The organism is Tsukamurella pseudospumae, from assembly GCF_001575195.1.
GTDB lineage: Bacteria > Actinomycetota > Actinomycetes > Mycobacteriales > Mycobacteriaceae > Tsukamurella > Tsukamurella pseudospumae.
On sequence record NZ_LSRF01000033.1, the window covers coordinates 232006 to 247049 of the forward strand.

Annotated in this window: 15 protein-coding genes; 9 read left to right on the forward strand and 6 right to left on the reverse strand. The window is 71.2% G+C overall.

Annotated features, from left to right (window positions below; translation table 11 throughout):
• Positions 1-71 precede the first annotated feature (71 nt).
• Entirely contained in the window at positions 72-977 is a 906-nt protein-coding gene (locus AXK60_RS11585; RefSeq protein ID WP_068571271.1) for an SDR family oxidoreductase, read from the reverse strand.
• 28 nt (positions 978-1005) lie between these two features.
• Positions 1006-1803: an SDR family oxidoreductase gene (locus AXK60_RS11590; RefSeq protein WP_068571272.1), complete on the reverse strand. Its 798-nt coding sequence runs from the start codon at positions 1801-1803 to the stop codon at positions 1006-1008.
• 104 nt (positions 1804-1907) lie between these two features.
• Here AXK60_RS11590 and AXK60_RS11595 point away from each other — a divergent pair, with 104 nt between their 5' ends.
• From AXK60_RS11595 to AXK60_RS11610, 4 genes are read left to right on the forward strand one after another with little or no spacing between them, the layout of a single operon-like run.
• On the forward strand, positions 1908-2750 hold the full coding sequence (locus AXK60_RS11595) for an enoyl-CoA hydratase family protein (RefSeq protein ID WP_068571273.1): 843 nt from the start codon (positions 1908-1910) through the stop codon (positions 2748-2750).
• A complete protein-coding gene (locus AXK60_RS11600) occupies positions 2747-3625 on the forward strand; it encodes a CoA transferase subunit A (RefSeq protein WP_068571274.1) in 879 nt (292 codons plus the stop codon). Before AXK60_RS11595 ends, AXK60_RS11600 begins: the two co-directional genes overlap by 4 nt.
• Positions 3622-4365, forward strand: coding sequence for a CoA-transferase subunit beta (locus tag AXK60_RS11605; protein ID WP_068571275.1), 744 nt, complete (start codon positions 3622-3624; stop codon positions 4363-4365). The genes AXK60_RS11600 and AXK60_RS11605 overlap by 4 nt, the downstream gene beginning before the upstream one ends.
• Positions 4362-5420 (forward strand): NAD(P)H-dependent flavin oxidoreductase, encoded by a 1059-nt coding sequence (locus AXK60_RS11610; protein WP_068571276.1) that lies wholly within the window; start codon positions 4362-4364, stop codon positions 5418-5420. The genes AXK60_RS11605 and AXK60_RS11610 overlap by 4 nt, the downstream gene beginning before the upstream one ends.
• A 106-nt stretch (positions 5421-5526) precedes the next feature.
• On the opposite strand, the gene AXK60_RS11615 is transcribed toward AXK60_RS11610, so the two are convergent.
• The 4 genes from AXK60_RS11615 to AXK60_RS11630 are packed head-to-tail and all read right to left on the reverse strand — an operon-like array spanning position 5527 to position 9230.
• Positions 5527-6690, reverse strand: coding sequence for an acetyl-CoA C-acetyltransferase (locus tag AXK60_RS11615; protein WP_068571277.1), 1164 nt, complete (start codon positions 6688-6690; stop codon positions 5527-5529).
• Positions 6687-7292, reverse strand: coding sequence for a TetR/AcrR family transcriptional regulator (locus AXK60_RS11620; RefSeq protein WP_068571278.1), 606 nt, complete (start codon positions 7290-7292; stop codon positions 6687-6689). The genes AXK60_RS11615 and AXK60_RS11620 overlap by 4 nt, the downstream gene beginning before the upstream one ends.
• Positions 7285-8073, reverse strand: a complete 789-nt coding sequence (locus AXK60_RS11625; protein WP_197466782.1) for an SDR family oxidoreductase — start codon at positions 8071-8073, stop codon at positions 7285-7287. Before AXK60_RS11625 ends, AXK60_RS11620 begins: the two co-directional genes overlap by 8 nt.
• The gene (locus AXK60_RS11630; protein ID WP_082777973.1) at positions 8070-9230 is read right to left on the reverse strand and encodes an acyl-CoA dehydrogenase family protein; all 1161 of its coding nucleotides are present in this window, start codon (positions 9228-9230) and stop codon (positions 8070-8072) included. Before AXK60_RS11630 ends, AXK60_RS11625 begins: the two co-directional genes overlap by 4 nt.
• Positions 9231-9342: 112 nt before the next feature.
• On the opposite strand from AXK60_RS11630, the gene AXK60_RS11635 reads away from it, so the two are divergent.
• From AXK60_RS11635 to AXK60_RS11655, 5 genes are read left to right on the forward strand one after another with little or no spacing between them, the layout of a single operon-like run.
• Complete coding sequence (locus AXK60_RS11635) at positions 9343-10872, forward strand: FadD3 family acyl-CoA ligase (RefSeq protein WP_068571280.1); 1530 nt, start codon at positions 9343-9345, stop codon at positions 10870-10872.
• Complete coding sequence (locus AXK60_RS11640; RefSeq protein WP_068571281.1) at positions 10869-11765, forward strand: enoyl-CoA hydratase; 897 nt, start codon at positions 10869-10871, stop codon at positions 11763-11765. The genes AXK60_RS11635 and AXK60_RS11640 overlap by 4 nt, the downstream gene beginning before the upstream one ends.
• Positions 11765-12925, forward strand: a complete 1161-nt coding sequence (locus AXK60_RS11645; protein ID WP_068571282.1) for an acyl-CoA dehydrogenase family protein — start codon at positions 11765-11767, stop codon at positions 12923-12925. Before AXK60_RS11640 ends, AXK60_RS11645 begins: the two co-directional genes overlap by 1 nt.
• Positions 12922-13938 carry an acyl-CoA dehydrogenase family protein gene (locus tag AXK60_RS11650; RefSeq protein WP_068571283.1) on the forward strand — a complete coding sequence of 339 codons (1017 nt, stop codon included), beginning with the start codon at positions 12922-12924 and terminating at the stop codon, positions 13936-13938. Before AXK60_RS11645 ends, AXK60_RS11650 begins: the two co-directional genes overlap by 4 nt.
• Entirely contained in the window at positions 13935-14975 is a 1041-nt protein-coding gene (locus AXK60_RS11655; RefSeq protein ID WP_068571284.1) for an acyl-CoA dehydrogenase family protein, read from the forward strand. The genes AXK60_RS11650 and AXK60_RS11655 overlap by 4 nt, the downstream gene beginning before the upstream one ends.
• Positions 14976-15044 lie beyond the last annotated feature (69 nt).

Consider the following 15044-nt stretch of genomic DNA (forward strand, 5'->3'; position numbering starts at 1 on the left):
GCGCGGAGATCCCCTCCCGCGCGGCCGGCATCGTCGTCTCCCGGGGCTCCGCCGGAGCACCCGGGCCTGCGTTACGCGCCGTAGACGGCCTCCGGGGCCGGCGCCTCGGCGATCAGGCCGCGCACGACCGTCCCGAGTTCCGCGGGCTCCCAGCGGGCGCCCTTGTCGCGCTGCGGGCCGTGTCGCCAGCCCTGCGCCACCGAGACCTTGCCGCCCTCGACCTCGAAGACGCGGCCGGTGATGTCCGCGGATTCAACACTGCCGAGCCAGACCACGAGCGGCGACACGTTCTCCGGCGCCATCGCGTCGAATCCGTCCTCGGGCGCGGCCATGTCATCGGCGAAGGTCGTCTCCGTCATCCGGGTCCGGGCCGCAGGCGCGATCGCGTTCACGGTGATCCCGTACCGCCCCATCTCCGCGGCCGCCTGGATCGTCATCTCGGCGATGCCCGCCTTCGCGGCGGCGTAATTGCCCTGGCCGATGCTGCCGAGCAGGCCCGCGCCCGAGCTGGTGTTGATCACCCGCGCGTCCGGCTGCCGCCCCGCCTTGGACTCGTCCCGCCAGTAGCCGGCCGCGTGCCGGAGCATCGCGAAGTGCCCCTTGAGGTGCACCCGGGTCACCGCGTCCCACTCCGCCTCGGACATGTTCACCAGCATCCGGTCCCGGAGGAAGCCCGCGTTGTTCACCAGGACGTCGAGGCGCCCGAACTCGTCGATCGCCGTCCGCACCAACGCCTCCGCGCCCGCCCAATCGGCGACGTCCGACGGATTCGCGACCGCCCGGCCGCCCGCGGCGCGGATCTCCTCGACGACCTGCTGCGCCGGTCCCGACGAGGCCTCGGCACCGTCGAGCCCCACGCCGTAGTCGTTGACCACGACCGCCGCGCCCTCCGCGGCGAAGGCGAGTGCGTGGGCGCGACCGATACCCCGGCCGGCTCCGGTGACGATGACGACGCGGCCGTCGACGATTCCTGTCATGAGTGTTCTCCTAATTGGTGGTTCGGATCTACCGCGCGTCGCGCTCGGCGTTCGCCGCGGCGAGGAAGGCGGGGCGTTCGCCGCCGCCGTGGACGAGTAGGGTCGCGCCGCTGACATAGGACGCGAGAGGCGACGCGAGGAACGCGGCGCACGCGCCGACCTCCTCGGGATCGGCCAGGCGGCCGAGCGGCACGGTCGCGCCGATGGCAGCGATGCCGGCGTCGTCGCCGTAGTGCTGCTCGGCGGCCTCGGTGCGGACCATCCCCACGTCGAGAGCGTTGACCCGCACCGCGGGTGCGAACTCCACCGCGAGGCTCGCCGTGAGCGAGTCGAGCCCCGCCTTGGCCGCGCCGTAGGCCGCGGTGCCCGGCGAGGGGCGGGTGGCGCTCACGCTGGAGACGTTGACGATCGCCCCTCCCCCAGCGCTCTGCATGACCGCATTGGCCTTCTGCGCCACCAGGAGCGGCGCGAGCAGGTTGAGCCCGACGACCTTCTCGTGGAAGCGCGGCGAGGCCGTGGCGGCATCGGCGAAGGGGGCACCGCCCGCGTTGTTGACGAGCACGTCGAGCCGGCCGTGCCGGTCGACGACGCCGGCGATCAGGGTCTCGACCTGCTCGGGCTCGCGGACATCGGCGGCGACGAATTCGGCCACGGCACCGTCGACCTCGACCTGACGCTCGGGCTCCCGCCGGGCGCAGACCACCACCGTCGCCCCGTGCCGGAGGAACACGCGGGCGATGCCCGCGCCGATCCCGCGGACGCCACCGGTGACCAGGACCACCGCGCCCTCGAGTCCCAGGCCACCTGGGACGGCTGCGCTCGACATGGATTCTCCTCTTCGTATTCCGGCTGACCCGGCTTCGGTGGTAGCGTACCAAGCAATTGCTAGGTTTAGATCACGTTCTACCTGTCTACCTCGAAGGAGTCGGTGTGCCTTCACCGATCACGACCACCGTCGACGAGCCCGGGATCCACACGATCACCGTCGATGCACCCCCCGTCAACGCCCTCACCGTGCAGGGCTGGTTCGACCTCGCGAACGCCATCACCGAGGCGGGTCGCGACCCGTCGTGTCACGTCGTGGTGGTCCGCGCGGCGGGCCGCGGCTTCAACGCCGGCGTGGACATCAAGGAGATCGACGCGGCGCAGGCCGCCGGCGACGGCTACGGCGCGCTCATCGGCGCGAACGCGGGGTGCGCCGCGGCCTTCTCCGCGGTGTACGACTGCGCGGTCCCCGTGATCGTCGCGGTGAACGGCTTCTGCCTGGGCGGCGGCATCGGCCTCGTCGGCAACGCCGACGTGGTCGTCGCCTCCGACGACGCCACCTTCGGGCTGCCCGAGGTCGACCGCGGAGCGCTGGGCGCCGCAACGCATCTGGCGCGTCTCGTGCCGCAGCACCTCATGCGCACGCTGTACTTCACCGCCGGCACCGTGACCGCGCAGCAGCTGGAGCACTTCGGGTCGGTGTACCGCGTGGTGCCGCGCGACGAACTCGACGAGACCGCGCTCGAGGTGGCTCGGGCCATCGCCGCCAAGGACACCCGGGTGATTCGCAAGGCCAAGGAGGCCATCAACGGGATCGACCCGGTGAACGTGCACACCAGCTACCGGTTCGAGCAGGGATTCACCTTCGAACTCAACCTCGCGGGCTACTCGGACGAGCACCGGCGGGAGTTCGTCGCCACCGGCCGCACCGTCGGCGACGCGTCCAGCGCCGGGGGCGGAGCGAGCGGGCGGCCCGTATCCGACGACGCAGCACAGGAGAACGCATGAGCGACAAGACCATGACCCCCGAGCAGGTGGTCGCCGAACTCGAGGACGGCATGACGCTGGGTATCGGCGGCTGGGGCTCGCGGCGCAAGCCGATGGCCCTGGTGCGCGCGATCCTGCGCTCCGACCTCACGGACCTCACCGTGGTGTCCTACGGCGGCCCCGATGTGGGCCTGTTGGCCGCGGCCGGGAAGATCCGCAAGTTGGTGTTCGGCTTCGTCACCCTCGACAGTGTGCCGATCGACCCGAACTTCGCCCGGGCCAGGCAGTCCGGCGCCATCGAGGTGGCCGAGTGGGACGAGGGCATGTTCGCCGCGGGCCTCAAGGCCGCCGTGCAGCGCCTGCCCTTCCTGCCGATCCGGGCCGGCCTGGGCTCGTCGGTGATGGACATCAATCCCGATCTGCGCACCGTCGTCTCGCCCTACGCGGACGGCGAGGAGCTGGTGGCCGTGCCGGCGCTGCGGCTCGATGCGTCACTCGTGCACATGAACCGGGCGGACGCCCGCGGCAACGCCCAGTACCTGGGTCCGGACCCGTACTTCGACGACGACTTCGCCCTCGCCGCGGACCGCTGCTACGTCTCGTGCGAGCGGATCGTCCCGACCGAGGAGCTGGTGGCCGGCGGACCGGTGCAGTCGCTGATCATCAACCGCAGCGCCGTCGCCGGCGTCGTCGAGACGCCGAACGGTGCCCACTTCACGACCGCCGTCCCGGACTACGGCCGCGACGAGAAGTTCCAGCGGCACTACGCCGCGAGCGCCAAGGATCCCGAAGCCTGGGCCGCCTTCGAGGAGCGCTTCCTCAGCGGCGACGAGGCGCACTACCAGGCTGAAGTGGCTGCATGGGCCGCGGAATCGGCTGAGCAGGAGAAGAAATGACCGACATCACCCGCGCCGAGGTCTGTGTGGCCGCGATCGCCGATCTGTTCCGTGGCGACGGTGAGATCACCGCGAGCCCGATGGGCCTGATCCCCTCGCTCGGCGGCCGACTCGCCCGGCTCACGTTCGCCCCCGACCTGCTGCTGTCCGACGGCGAGGCCTACCTCGTCGCCGATGCGGCCAACCCGTCCGCCGGGATCGAGGGCTGGCAGCCCTTCAAGAAGGTGCTCGACGTGGTGGTGCCGAACGGCAAGCGCCACGTCATCATGGGCGCCAGCCAGATCGACCGGTTCGGCAACCAGAACATCTCCGCCATCGGCGATCACGCCGCCCCGACCCGACAGTTGCTCGGTGTGCGCGGCGGTCCGGGCAACACGGTGAACAACCGCACGTCGTACTGGATCCCCAAGCACTCCACCCGCGTCTTCGTGGAGGCCGTGGACGTGGTGAGCGGCGTCGGCTACGACCGCGCCCGCGCGGCCGGTCCCGCCGCGAGCCGGTTCCACGACATCCACCGCGTGGTCACCGATCTCGCCGTTCTGGGCTTCAACGACGACGGTGCGATGACCATCCTGTCGGTACATCCGGGGGTCACGGAGCAGCAGGTGCGCGAGGCGACCGGATTCGAGCTGGACGGCGCCGGCGCCCCCGAGACCCGCGTGCCGACCGCCGAGGAGCTCGAGCTGATCCGCACCGTCGTCGACCCGAAGGGCCTGCGCAGCAGGGAGGTCCCCGCATGACGCTGCGGACGCGCCTGACGGAGCTCGTCGGCATCGAGCACCCCGTGGTGCAGACCGGCATGGGCTGGGTGTCCGGCGCCCACCTCACCGCGGCCACGGCGAACGCGGGCGGCCTCGGCATTCTCGCGTCCGCGACGATGACCTACGCCGAACTCGAGACGGCGATCCGGAAGACCAAGGAACGCACCGACAAGCCCTTCGGGGTGAACCTGCGCGCCGACGCGGAGGACGCGCAGCAGCGCGTGGAGCTCATGATCCGCGAGGGCGTGAAGGTCGCCTCCTTCGCGCTCGCGCCGCGCAAGGAGATGATCACGCAGCTCAAAGACGCCGGGCTCGTGGTGATCCCGTCGATCGGCGCGGCGCGGCACGCCGAGAAGGTGGCCGCGTGGGGCGCCGACGCCGTGATCGTCCAGGGCGGTGAGGGCGGCGGCCACACCGGCGGTGTCGCCACCACGCTCCTGCTGCCGTCCGTCCTGGACGCCGTGGACATCCCCGTGATCGCCGCCGGCGGCTTCTTCGACGGCCGCGGCCTCGCTGCGGCGCTCGCGTACGGCGCGTCCGGCGTGGCCATGGGCACCCGCTTCCTGCTCACCCGGGACAGCCGCGTCCCCGAGTCGGTCAAGGCGGAGTACCTCCAGCGCGGGCTCGCGGACACGGTGGTCACCACCAAGGTCGACGGTATGCCGCACCGGGTCCTGCGGACGGCCCTCGTCGAAGCCCTGGAACGATCGCACGGCGTCGCCACGCTCGCGCACGCCGCGCGGAACACCCTGCGGTTCCAGGCCCTCACGGGCGTCTCCTGGAAGGGACTCGTCACCGAAGGCCTCGCGCTGAAGAAGGGCGGCGACCGCACCTGGAGCCAGCTCATGATGTCGGCGAACACGCCGATGCTGTTGCGCGCCGGGCTCGTCGAGGGCAATACCGACGCGGGCGTGCTGGCCTCGGGACAGGTGGCCGGCATCATCGACGACCTGCCGACCGTGGCCGAGCTCATCGAGCGCATCGTGGCCGAGGCCGAGACCCGCCTCGACCACCTCGCCACCCTGCGGGCCTGACCCGCACCGCGCACCGTCGCACCCGTTTCCTGACTCAACAGCGTTAGCCCATACCGAACCCGCAGGTCACGGTATGGGCTAACGCTGTTGAGTCAGAGGGGGCGGCTCAGAGTCGCTCGATGATGGTGACGTTGGCGGTGCCGCCGCCCTCGCACATCGTCTGCAGGCCGTAGCGGCCGCCGCGGCGCTCGAGCTCGTGCAGCAGGGTGGTCATCAGCTTGGCGCCGGTGGCGCCCAGGGGATGCCCCAGCGCGATGCCGCCGCCATTGACATTGACCTTGTCATGCGGGATGCCGAGCTCGTCCATCCACGCCAACGGCACCGAGGCGAAGGCCTCGTTGCACTCGAACAGATCGATGTCCTCGACCGTCAGACCCGTCTTCTGCAGCGCGTACTGCGTGGCCGGGATGGGGCCGGTCAGCATCCACACCGGGTCCGCAGCGCGCACGGAGATGTGGTGGATGCGGGCACGGGGCGTGAGGCCGTGTCGCTGGGCGAAGTCCGCCGACGCGACCATGACGGCGGCGGCACCGTCGGCGATCTGGCTCGCGACGGCCGCCGTGATCGCGGAACCCTCGGCGAGCGGGGCGAGTCCGGCCATCTTCTCCAGTGACGTGCCCCGACGGGGCGTCTCGTCCACCGCGAAGCCGTCGACCGGCGCGATCTCGGCCGTGAAGCGGCCGGCGTCGCTCGCAGCGATCGCCCGCTCGTGGCTGGCGAGCGCGAACTCCTCCATGCGCGCGCGGGAGACGCCCCACTTGGTCGCGATCATGTCGGCGCTGGCGAACTGCGAGACCTCGACGTCGCCGTACCGCTCGCGCCACCCCGTCGAACCGGAGAACGGGTCGTCGAAGCCGTACTCGCGCCCGGCGAGCATCGCAGCGCTGATCGGGATGGCGCTCATGTTCTGCACGCCGGCGGCGACGACCGCGTCGGCGGTGCCGGACAGCACGGCCTGCGCCGCGAAGTGGACGGACTGCTGGCTCGATCCGCACTGACGGTCGACGGTGACACCCGGGACGTGCTCGGGCAGCCCGGCTGCGAGCCAGGAGGTGCGCGCGATGTTGCCGGACTGCGGGCCGATCGTGTCGCAGCAACCCATGATCACGTCGTCGACGAGCTCGGGGTCCACACCCGATCGGACAACCGAGGCCCGCAGCACGTGCGCGCCGAGGTCGGCGGAATGCACGGCCGCCAGAGACCCGCCGCGTTTACCGGTCGGGGTGCGCACCGCGTCGAGGATGTAGGCGCCGGGGGCGAGGTCGGTCATGATTGCTCCTTCTCGGGACTGGCGATCCCGTGCTCGAGGATCGTGAGGTACTGATCGGCGACCGTGCCGACGGGCAGTTGCCCGCCGGGCCGGTACCAGCGGACCGCGATCCAGACGGTGTCGCGGAGGAAGCGGTAGGTGACGTCGACGTCGAGATCTGCACGGAAGGCGCCGGATTCGATGCCCCGACTGAGGATGCCGCGCCACATCGTGCGGAACTCCTGCAGAAAGTCGGCGATGTAGCCGAACCGCTCCTGCTGGGCGAGGCCGCGGGCCTCCGACTGGTAGATGGCGACGGCGTCGGGCCGGGCGTCGATCGCGTCGAACGAGGCGATGACGCACCCGCGCAGCTGTTCCCGGGGATCGTCGACGGCGGCCAGGACTGCGCGGTAACCGCCGAAGAGCTCGCCGAGGAACTCCCGCAGGATCTCGTCGAGCATCGACTCCTTGGAGTCGAAGTGGTGGTACAGGCTGCCCGACAGAATCCCTGCCGCGTCGGCGATGTCGCGGACGGTCGTGGCGCGGTAGCCGTTGTCGGCGAACAACTTCGCACTGATGGACAGGACCTCCGCGCGCCGCGCGGACGGGTCCGGTTTAGGCATGCTGACTACTCACCGAGACCACCTCGCCGGTCATGTAGCTCGAGTAGTCCGAGGCCAGGAAGGCGATGACGTTCGCGACCTCCCAGGGCTCCGCGGCGCGGCCGAAGACCTCGCGCCGCGACAGCTCGTCGAGCAACTCGTCGGAGGTCACCTTCGCGAGGAAGGCGTGCATCGCGATGCTCGGTGCGACGGCGTTGATCCGAATCCCGTGGGGTGCGGCGTCGACCGCGGAGCACCGGGTCAGCGCCATGACGCCCGCCTTCGCGGCGGCGTAGTGGGCCTGCTCGGCCTGGGCGCGCCAGCCGATCACCGAGGCGTTGTTGACGATCACCCCGCCCCCGCCCTGCGCGATGAACCGGTTGATCGCCGCACGGGTGGCACGGAAGGTGCCGGTGAGGGTGACATCGAGCACGCGCGACCACTGCTCATCGGTCATGTCCTGCACGGCGACGCTGCCGCCGAGGCCCGCGTTGTTGACCAGCACGTCGACCCGCCCGAAGCGCTCGGCGGCACCGTCGAGCAGGGCCTGGACCTGCTCCTCGACGGTCACGTCGCAGACGATCGCATGAACGCGATCACCGAACTCCGCCGACAACTCGTCGCGCTTCTCACCGAGGCGGCGCTCGTGCCAGTCGGAGATCACCACGCGGCCGCCCTCCTCGAGGCAGCGGCGGGCGGTTGCGGAGCCGATGCCGGTCCCGGCGGCCGCGGTGACGACGACGACCTTGTCCTCGACGAGGTTGCGGCCCTTCGGATACTGGGGTGCGGGGATCGCGTTCACGGGCGCGCCTCTCTGGGTAGGCCGAGCACGCGCTCGGCGATGATGTTGCGCTGGATCTCGTTGGAGCCGCCGTAGATCGTGTCGGCGCGGGTGAACAGGTACAGGCGCTGCCAGTCGTCCAGTTCGGGGTCGGCGAGTAGCCCGGCGGCGCCGCGGACGGTCATGGCGATCTCGCCGAGCCGGCGGTGCCAATTCGCCCAGAGCAGCTTGGCTACCTCGGCGGTACCGGTGGCGGCGGAGCCGAGGGTGCGGAGCGCGTGCGCGCGCATCACGTCGAGGTCGGTCCACGCGCGCCGGAGTTCGTCGGCCACCTCGGGCCGGTCGGCGGCTCCGGTGTCCAGGGCGAGGTCGGTGAGCCGCTGCAGCTCTCGACGGAAGCCGATCTGCTGGCCGAGGGTGGCGACGCCGCGCTCGAAAGCGAGGGTGCCCATCGCGACGCGCCACCCCTCGCCGGCCTCGCCGACGACGTTGGCCGCGGCGGTGCGCGCACCGTCGAAGAAGACCTCGTTGAACTCCGAGGTCCCCGTCAGTTGGACGATCGGGCGGACCTCGATCCCCGGCTGGTCCATGGGCACGAGGAGATACGAAAGCCCCTTGTGCCGCGTGGATCCGGGTTCAGTGCGGGCGACCACGAAGCACCAGTCGGCGACGTGCGCGAGGGACGTCCAGACCTTCTGCCCGGAGATCACCCACTCGTCGCCCTCGAGGCGCGCGGTGGTGCTGACGTTCGCCAGATCGGAACCGGCGCCCGGCTCGGAGTAGCCCTGGCACCAGAGTTCGCGGACGTCGCGGATGGCCGGCAGGAAGCGGGCCTTCTGCTCGTCCGTGCCGAAGGCGATGAGGGTGGGGCCCAGCAGTTCCTGGCCGAGGTGGGAGACCTTGGCGGGCGCGCCCGCGCGGGCGTACTCCTCGTGGAAGATCACCTGTTGCGCGAGAGAGGCTCCGCCGCCGCCGTTCTCCGCGGGCCAGCCGATGCAGTTCAGTCCCGCGGCGGCCAGATGCCGCTCCCAGGCGACGCGCTCGTCGAAGAACTCATGCTCGCGGCCGGGCCCGCCGGCACCTCGGAGCCCGGCGAACTCTCCGGACAGGTTGGTCGCGAGCCAATCGCGGATCCGCGCCCGGAATTCCGCGTCCGTCTCGTCGCTCGCCGTGGCCACGGCACTCCCTTCGCCACTCACCAAGCAAGTGCTTGGTGGAATCAGGTTACACAGACCTGCCTCGCACTGTAACGTGTTCTACCAAGCACTTGCTAGGCAGAAGGGTTTGCGCATGTCACGCACCATCGCAGGGGCTCTGCGCGGCGCCGCGGAGCAGTACGCGGATCGCACCGCCGTGGTCGACGGCGACCTGCGGATCAGTTACGGCGAGCTGCACGAGCGCGTTCGCGACGTCGCGCGGGCGCTCCTCGCGGAGGGGATCGAGAAGGGCGATCGGATCGCGATCTGTGCGCCCAACGGGCACGAGTGGATCGAGGCCGCGCTCGGCGCCGCCTACATCGGCGCCGTGCTCGTTCCCGTCAACACCCGGTACACCGGGCCCGAGATCGTGGACCTGCTGGTCCGCACCCGCTCACGCGCCTTCGTCGTCGCGGGCCCGTTCCTCGGCGTCGACCGGCTCGACCTCGTGGTCGACACGGCCGGCGGCCTCCCCGGCGACATCGTCGCGGTGTTCCGGCTCCCGGACTGGAACGAGGTGCCCGCGCGGGGCGCGCACGTCACGGACGCGGAGCTCGACGGTGCCGCCGCCGCGGTCGCCCCCGACGCACCGTCGGACATCTTCTTCACGTCCGGGACCTCCGGACGGAGCAAGGGCGCGGTGAGCACGCACGCGCAGACGCTCGCCAACGCGGCGAACTGGGCCGAGCTGGTGGGCGTCACCGACGCCGACCGGTACCTGATCGCGAGCCCGTTCTTCCACATCTTCGGGTACAAGGCCGGGATTCTCGCGGCCCTCCAGCACGGCGCCGCGATCTACCCGGCGCAGACCTTCGACGTGGTCCGGACCTTCGAACTCATCCAGCGGGAACGGATCTCGATCCTGCCCGGCGTGCCCACCGTGCACCAGATGATGCTCGACCACCCCGCCCGCGCGGACTACGACCTCTCCAGCCTGCGCGCCGCCACCACCGGCGCGGCCACGATCCCCGTCGTGCTCATCGAGCGGATGCGCGACGAGCTGCGGTACGACCGGGTGCTCACCGCGTACGGGCTCTCGGAGGCCCCCGTCGTCACCATGTGCCGGGAGGACGACGCGCCCGAGGTGATCGCCACGACCTCCGGGCGCGCCGTGCGCGACATGGAGGTCCGGGTCGCGGACGACGGGGAGATCCTGGTCCGCGGGCCGAACGTGATCGCCGAGTACTTCGAGGATCCCGCGGCGACTGCCAAGGCCTTCGGCGCAGACGGCTGGTTCCACACCGGTGACGCCGGGTCGATGGACGAGGCCGGGAACCTGCGGATCACCGACCGCATCAAGGACATGTTCACCAACGGCGGCTTCAACGTCTACCCGGCGGAGATCGAGCAGGTGATCGCGCGGATCCCCGGCGTCTCGGAGAGCGCGGTGGTCGGCGTGCCGGAGCCGCGCCTCGGCGAGGTCGGCAAGGCCTTCGTCGTGCTCACCGCGGGGCGCGAGCTCACCGAGGAAGCCGTGATCGAGCACTGCCGGGAATTCCTGGCGGGCTTCAAAGTCCCCCGGAGCGTGGAGTTCGTGAGCGAACTGCCGCGCAACGCGACCGGAAAGGTGCTCAAGCGCGTCCTGCGCGGCGAGCCCGACCCTGCAGCAGGAGAGAAGCGATGACCGATTCCGTACCCCAGACCACGTCGGACGACGGCGCGACCGCGGAACCGGAGGTGGTGACCTACGAGGTGCGCGGCCCCGTCGCCGTGGTCACGATGAACCGGCCCGAGTACCGCAATGCGCAGAACTCGGCCATGACCTACGCCCTGGACGCTGCCTTCGTCCGCGCGGTGGAGGACCCGGCCGTGAAGGTGATCGTGCTGGCCGGCAACGGCAAGCACTTCTCCGCCGGCCACGACATCGGCACGCCGGGCCGGGATGTGGACCAGCACTTCGAGAACAAGGCCGTGCTGTGGTGGGACCACGTGGGCCGCGAGGGCGGCGATCAGCGCTTCGCGCGCGAGTCCGAGGTGTACCTCGGTATGTGCCGGCGGTGGCGGGAGATCCCCAAGCCCGTGATCGCCTCGGTGCAGGGTGCGTGCATCGCCGGCGCGCTGATGCTGGCGTGGAGCTGCGACCTGATCGTGGCCTCCGACGACGCCTTCTTCTCGGATCCCGTGGTGCGCATGGGCATCCCCGGCGTCGAGTACTTCGCCCATCCGTGGGTGATGGGCCCGCGCGCGGCGAAGGAGTTCCTGTTCACCGGGGACCGGTTCTCGGCGCAGCAGGCCAAGGAGTGGGGCATGGTCAACCGCGTCGTACCCCGCAGCGAGCTCGAGGAGGAGACCCTCGCGCTCGCCGAGCGGATCTCGGACATGCCGAGTTTCGGTCTGGCGCTGACCAAGAAGGCCGTCAACCAGTGCGAGGACCTCATGGGAATGCGCGCGGGTATGGACTCGGTCTTCGGCCTGCACCACTTCGCACACGCGCACAACGCCGAGATGTCCGGCGGGGATTCGCTGGGCGGGCAGAGTGCCAAGTCGATGGCGTCGGGCGCACGGAAGGCCGAGTAGTGGACCTGGACTTCGACGACGCCACCCTCGCGTTCCGCGACGAGGTGCGCGCCTGGCTCGCGGCGAACGTGCCGGCCGAGCCGCTCCCGTCCTTCGACACCGCTGAGGGCTTCGCCGCGCACCGCGCGTGGGAGGCGACGCTCGCCGACGCCGGTCTGGCCGCAGTGTCCTGGCCCGCCGAGTTCGGCGGCCGCGACGCGACGCTGCTCCAGTGGGTGGTCTTCGAGGAGGAGTACTACGCCGCGGGCGCTCCGCTGCGGGTGAACCAGAACGGCCTCTTCATGCTGGCCCCCACGCTGTTCAGCCACGGCACCGACGAGCAACGCGCGCGGATCCTGCCCGCGATGGCCCGCTCCGAACGGGTCTGGGCGCAGGCGTGGTCCGAGCCCGAGGCGGGCAGCGACATCGCCTCACTCCGATCGACTGCCACGCGCGTGGACGGCGGCTGGAAGCTGTCCGGCCAGAAGACCTGGAGCTCGCGCGCCGCCTTCGCCGACGGCGCCTTCGGCCTGTTCCGCAGCGAACCCGGCTCAGAGCGGCACCGGGGCCTGACCTATCTCACGTTCGATCTGAGGGCGCCGGGCGTGACGGTGCGCCCCATCCCCCAGCTCGACGGTGAGCCGGGCTTCGCCGAGATCTTCCTCGATGAGGTCTTCGTGCCCGACGCCGACGTGATCGGCGAGCCGGGTCAGGGCTGGCGCGTGGCGATGACGACTGCGAACAACGAGCGCGGCCTCTCATTGCGCAGTCCCGGCCGGTTCCTCTCCGCCGCGGACGCCCTCGTCGACCTGTGGGAACGCGAGGACGGCGACACCACGAGCGCGGACGCACAGCGCGTCGCCGATGCGTGGATCGGCGCCCGCGCCTACCAGCTGTACACCTTCGGCACCGTGACCCGCCTGGAGGACGGCGGCGAGCTGGGCCCGGAGTCCAGCGTGAACAAGCTGTTCTGGAGCCACCTCGACGTGGCGCTGCACGAGACCGCGCTCGACCTGCTCGGGCCGCTCGGCGAGCTCACCGGCGCGGATGCCCCGGATGACGGGCGATGGCCGGCCGGCTATCTGTTCTCGCTCGCCGGCCCCATCTACGGCGGCACCGACCAGATCCAGCGCAACACCATCGCCGAGCGCCTCCTCGGCCTACCCCGGGGAGCCCGATGAGATTCGTACCGTCGCAGGAGAACCAGGACTTCGCGAGCTCGCTCGACGACCTCCTCTCGAGTGCCGACGTCGTCGCTGCCGCGCGCGCGTGGGCGGCCGGCGACGCCGGACCCGGACACCGGATCTGGGGGGCTCTCGCCCGCCTCGGCGTGCCCGCGCTCGCCGTGCCCGAGGAGCACGGCGGTGTCGGCGGCGACCCCGCGGATCTCGCGGTCGCCTTCCAGCGCCTGGGGTACCACGGTGTTCCCGGGCCCGTCGTCGAGTCGATCGCCGTGCTGCCCGTGCTGCTCGGCGCCGACTCCCCACACCTCGCCGCGCTGGCGGAGGGCGCGATCGGCACCGTCGCCCTCGCGCCCCGCACCCCGTTCCTCCTCGACGCCGATGTCGCGGACCTGCGGTTCGTCGCGGGCGTCGACGGCTCGATGACCGAGGTTCCGGCACCGTCGACCGAGCCTCTGGGCTCCATCGACCGGACGCGCCGCCTGTTCCACCCGCAATTGAACACCGTTACGGAGGGAGAACCTGCAGGTCGGATTCTCCATAACGGTGTTCAATCGGGAGAGGTGGCGGGGGCCTTCGCGGTGGCGGCGCAGCTGCTCGGCGCCGGGCGGCGCCTGCTGGACGACACCGTCGAGTACGCGAAGGCACGGTCGCAGTACGGCAAGGCGATCGGTGAGTACCAGGCGATCAAGCACCTTCTCGCCGATGTGGCGACGCGCCTCGAACTCGCAGCGCCGCTCCTGCACGGAGCTGCGGTCGCCCTGTCCGGGGCCGCCTCGCGCGGTGTCGATCTGGACCCGGTGCGCGACGTGTCCGCGGCGCGAGTCGCGGCGGCCGATGCCGCATATCTGGCCGCGCGCACCGCGCTGCAGGTGCACGGCGCGATCGGCTACACCGCCGAACACGATCTGGGCCTGTGGATCACGAAGGTCCGAGCGCTCCAGTCCGCGTGGGGAACCCAGGCCGAGCACCGCGCGGTCGTGCTCGACGCGGTCCGGAAGGCGGCACGATGACCGACGAGCTGAACGACCTCGCCGACGCCGTCCGCAGCGTCGTCGACCGGCGGTGGTCGGCGGCAGCGCTGCGGGCCGCGATCGACTCCCCCGAGGGCTACGACCGCGACCTGTGGTCGGTGCTGTGCGAGCAGGTCGGCGTGGCCGCGCTCGCCGTCCCCGAAGAGAACGACGGCGTGGGCGCCGGGGTCCGCGCGCTGCAGGTGGTGGCGGAGGAGCTGGGGCGCCAGCTGATCCCGTCGCCCTTCCTCGGCTCCGCGGTCCTCGCGACCGCGTTGCTCGCGCAGACCGACGACGCGGAGCTCCTCACCGCCCTGGCCTCCGGCGCACGCACGGCGACGGTGGCGTTCGCGGGCTCGTCGTTCGCCGACAGGCCGATCACCGCCGCCGCCGGAACACTCTCCGGCACCGCGCAATACGTCCTCGACGGTGACCTCGCGGACGACCTTCTCGTGGTCGCGGGCGACGAGCTGTACCTCATCGACGGGGCGTCGGCGCACCGTCGGCACACGCCCTCGATGGATCCCACCCGACGGTTCGCGGAGGTCACCGTCGACGGGCTCGCCGGACGGCTACTGCCGGGCGGCTCGGAGGCCGTCCTCTCGCACGCGCTCGACGTCACGTGCGCCGTGCTCGCCGCCGAACAGGCGGGGGCCGCGGCCCGGGCTCTCGAGCTCACCGTCGAGTACGCGGGCTCCCGCGTACAGTTCGGCCGACCCATCGGCTCCTTCCAGGCGCTCAAGCACCGGATGGCGGACATGTACGTGCTCGTGGAGTCCGCGCAGTCGGCGGCCGGCGCCGCGGGCGACGCCCTCGACCGCGGCGACGCAGACGCGTCGCTCGCCGTCGCGACGGCGAAAGCGTACTGCTCGGAGGCGCTGTGTACCGTCGCCGCCGAGATGATCCAGTTGCACGGCGGCATCGGCATCACCTGGGAACACGACGCGCACCTGTACTTCAAGCGGGCCCACTCGTCGTCGCAGCTGTTCGGCGACCCGACCCACCACCTGGCTCGGCGGGCTCTGACGCACACCTGAAACATGTTCTTGCCGCGCCTCGCGACACGATGTACTTTCGTAGGCGAACTACTTGCGAAAGGAAACACC

Excerpts from the sequence above, each read along its gene's own strand:
- AXK60_RS11585 (WP_068571271.1), bottom strand. The coding sequence starts at position 977 with ATGACAGGAATCGTCGACGGCCGCGTCGTCATCGTCACCGGAGCCGGC.
- AXK60_RS11590 (WP_068571272.1), bottom strand. The coding sequence starts at position 1,803 with ATGTCGAGCGCAGCCGTCCCAGGTGGCCTGGGACTCGAGGGCGCGGTG.
- AXK60_RS11600 (WP_068571274.1), top strand. The coding sequence starts at position 2,747 with ATGAGCGACAAGACCATGACCCCCGAGCAGGTGGTCGCCGAACTCGAG.
- AXK60_RS11605 (WP_068571275.1), top strand. The coding sequence starts at position 3,622 with ATGACCGACATCACCCGCGCCGAGGTCTGTGTGGCCGCGATCGCCGAT.
- AXK60_RS11610 (WP_068571276.1), top strand. The coding sequence starts at position 4,362 with ATGACGCTGCGGACGCGCCTGACGGAGCTCGTCGGCATCGAGCACCCC.
- AXK60_RS11615 (WP_068571277.1), bottom strand. The coding sequence starts at position 6,690 with ATGACCGACCTCGCCCCCGGCGCCTACATCCTCGACGCGGTGCGCACC.
- AXK60_RS11620 (WP_068571278.1), bottom strand. The coding sequence starts at position 7,292 with ATGCCTAAACCGGACCCGTCCGCGCGGCGCGCGGAGGTCCTGTCCATC.
- AXK60_RS11635 (WP_068571280.1), top strand. The coding sequence starts at position 9,343 with ATGTCACGCACCATCGCAGGGGCTCTGCGCGGCGCCGCGGAGCAGTAC.
- AXK60_RS11640 (WP_068571281.1), top strand. The coding sequence starts at position 10,869 with ATGACCGATTCCGTACCCCAGACCACGTCGGACGACGGCGCGACCGCG.
- AXK60_RS11650 (WP_068571283.1), top strand. The coding sequence starts at position 12,922 with ATGAGATTCGTACCGTCGCAGGAGAACCAGGACTTCGCGAGCTCGCTC.
- AXK60_RS11655 (WP_068571284.1), top strand. The coding sequence starts at position 13,935 with ATGACCGACGAGCTGAACGACCTCGCCGACGCCGTCCGCAGCGTCGTC.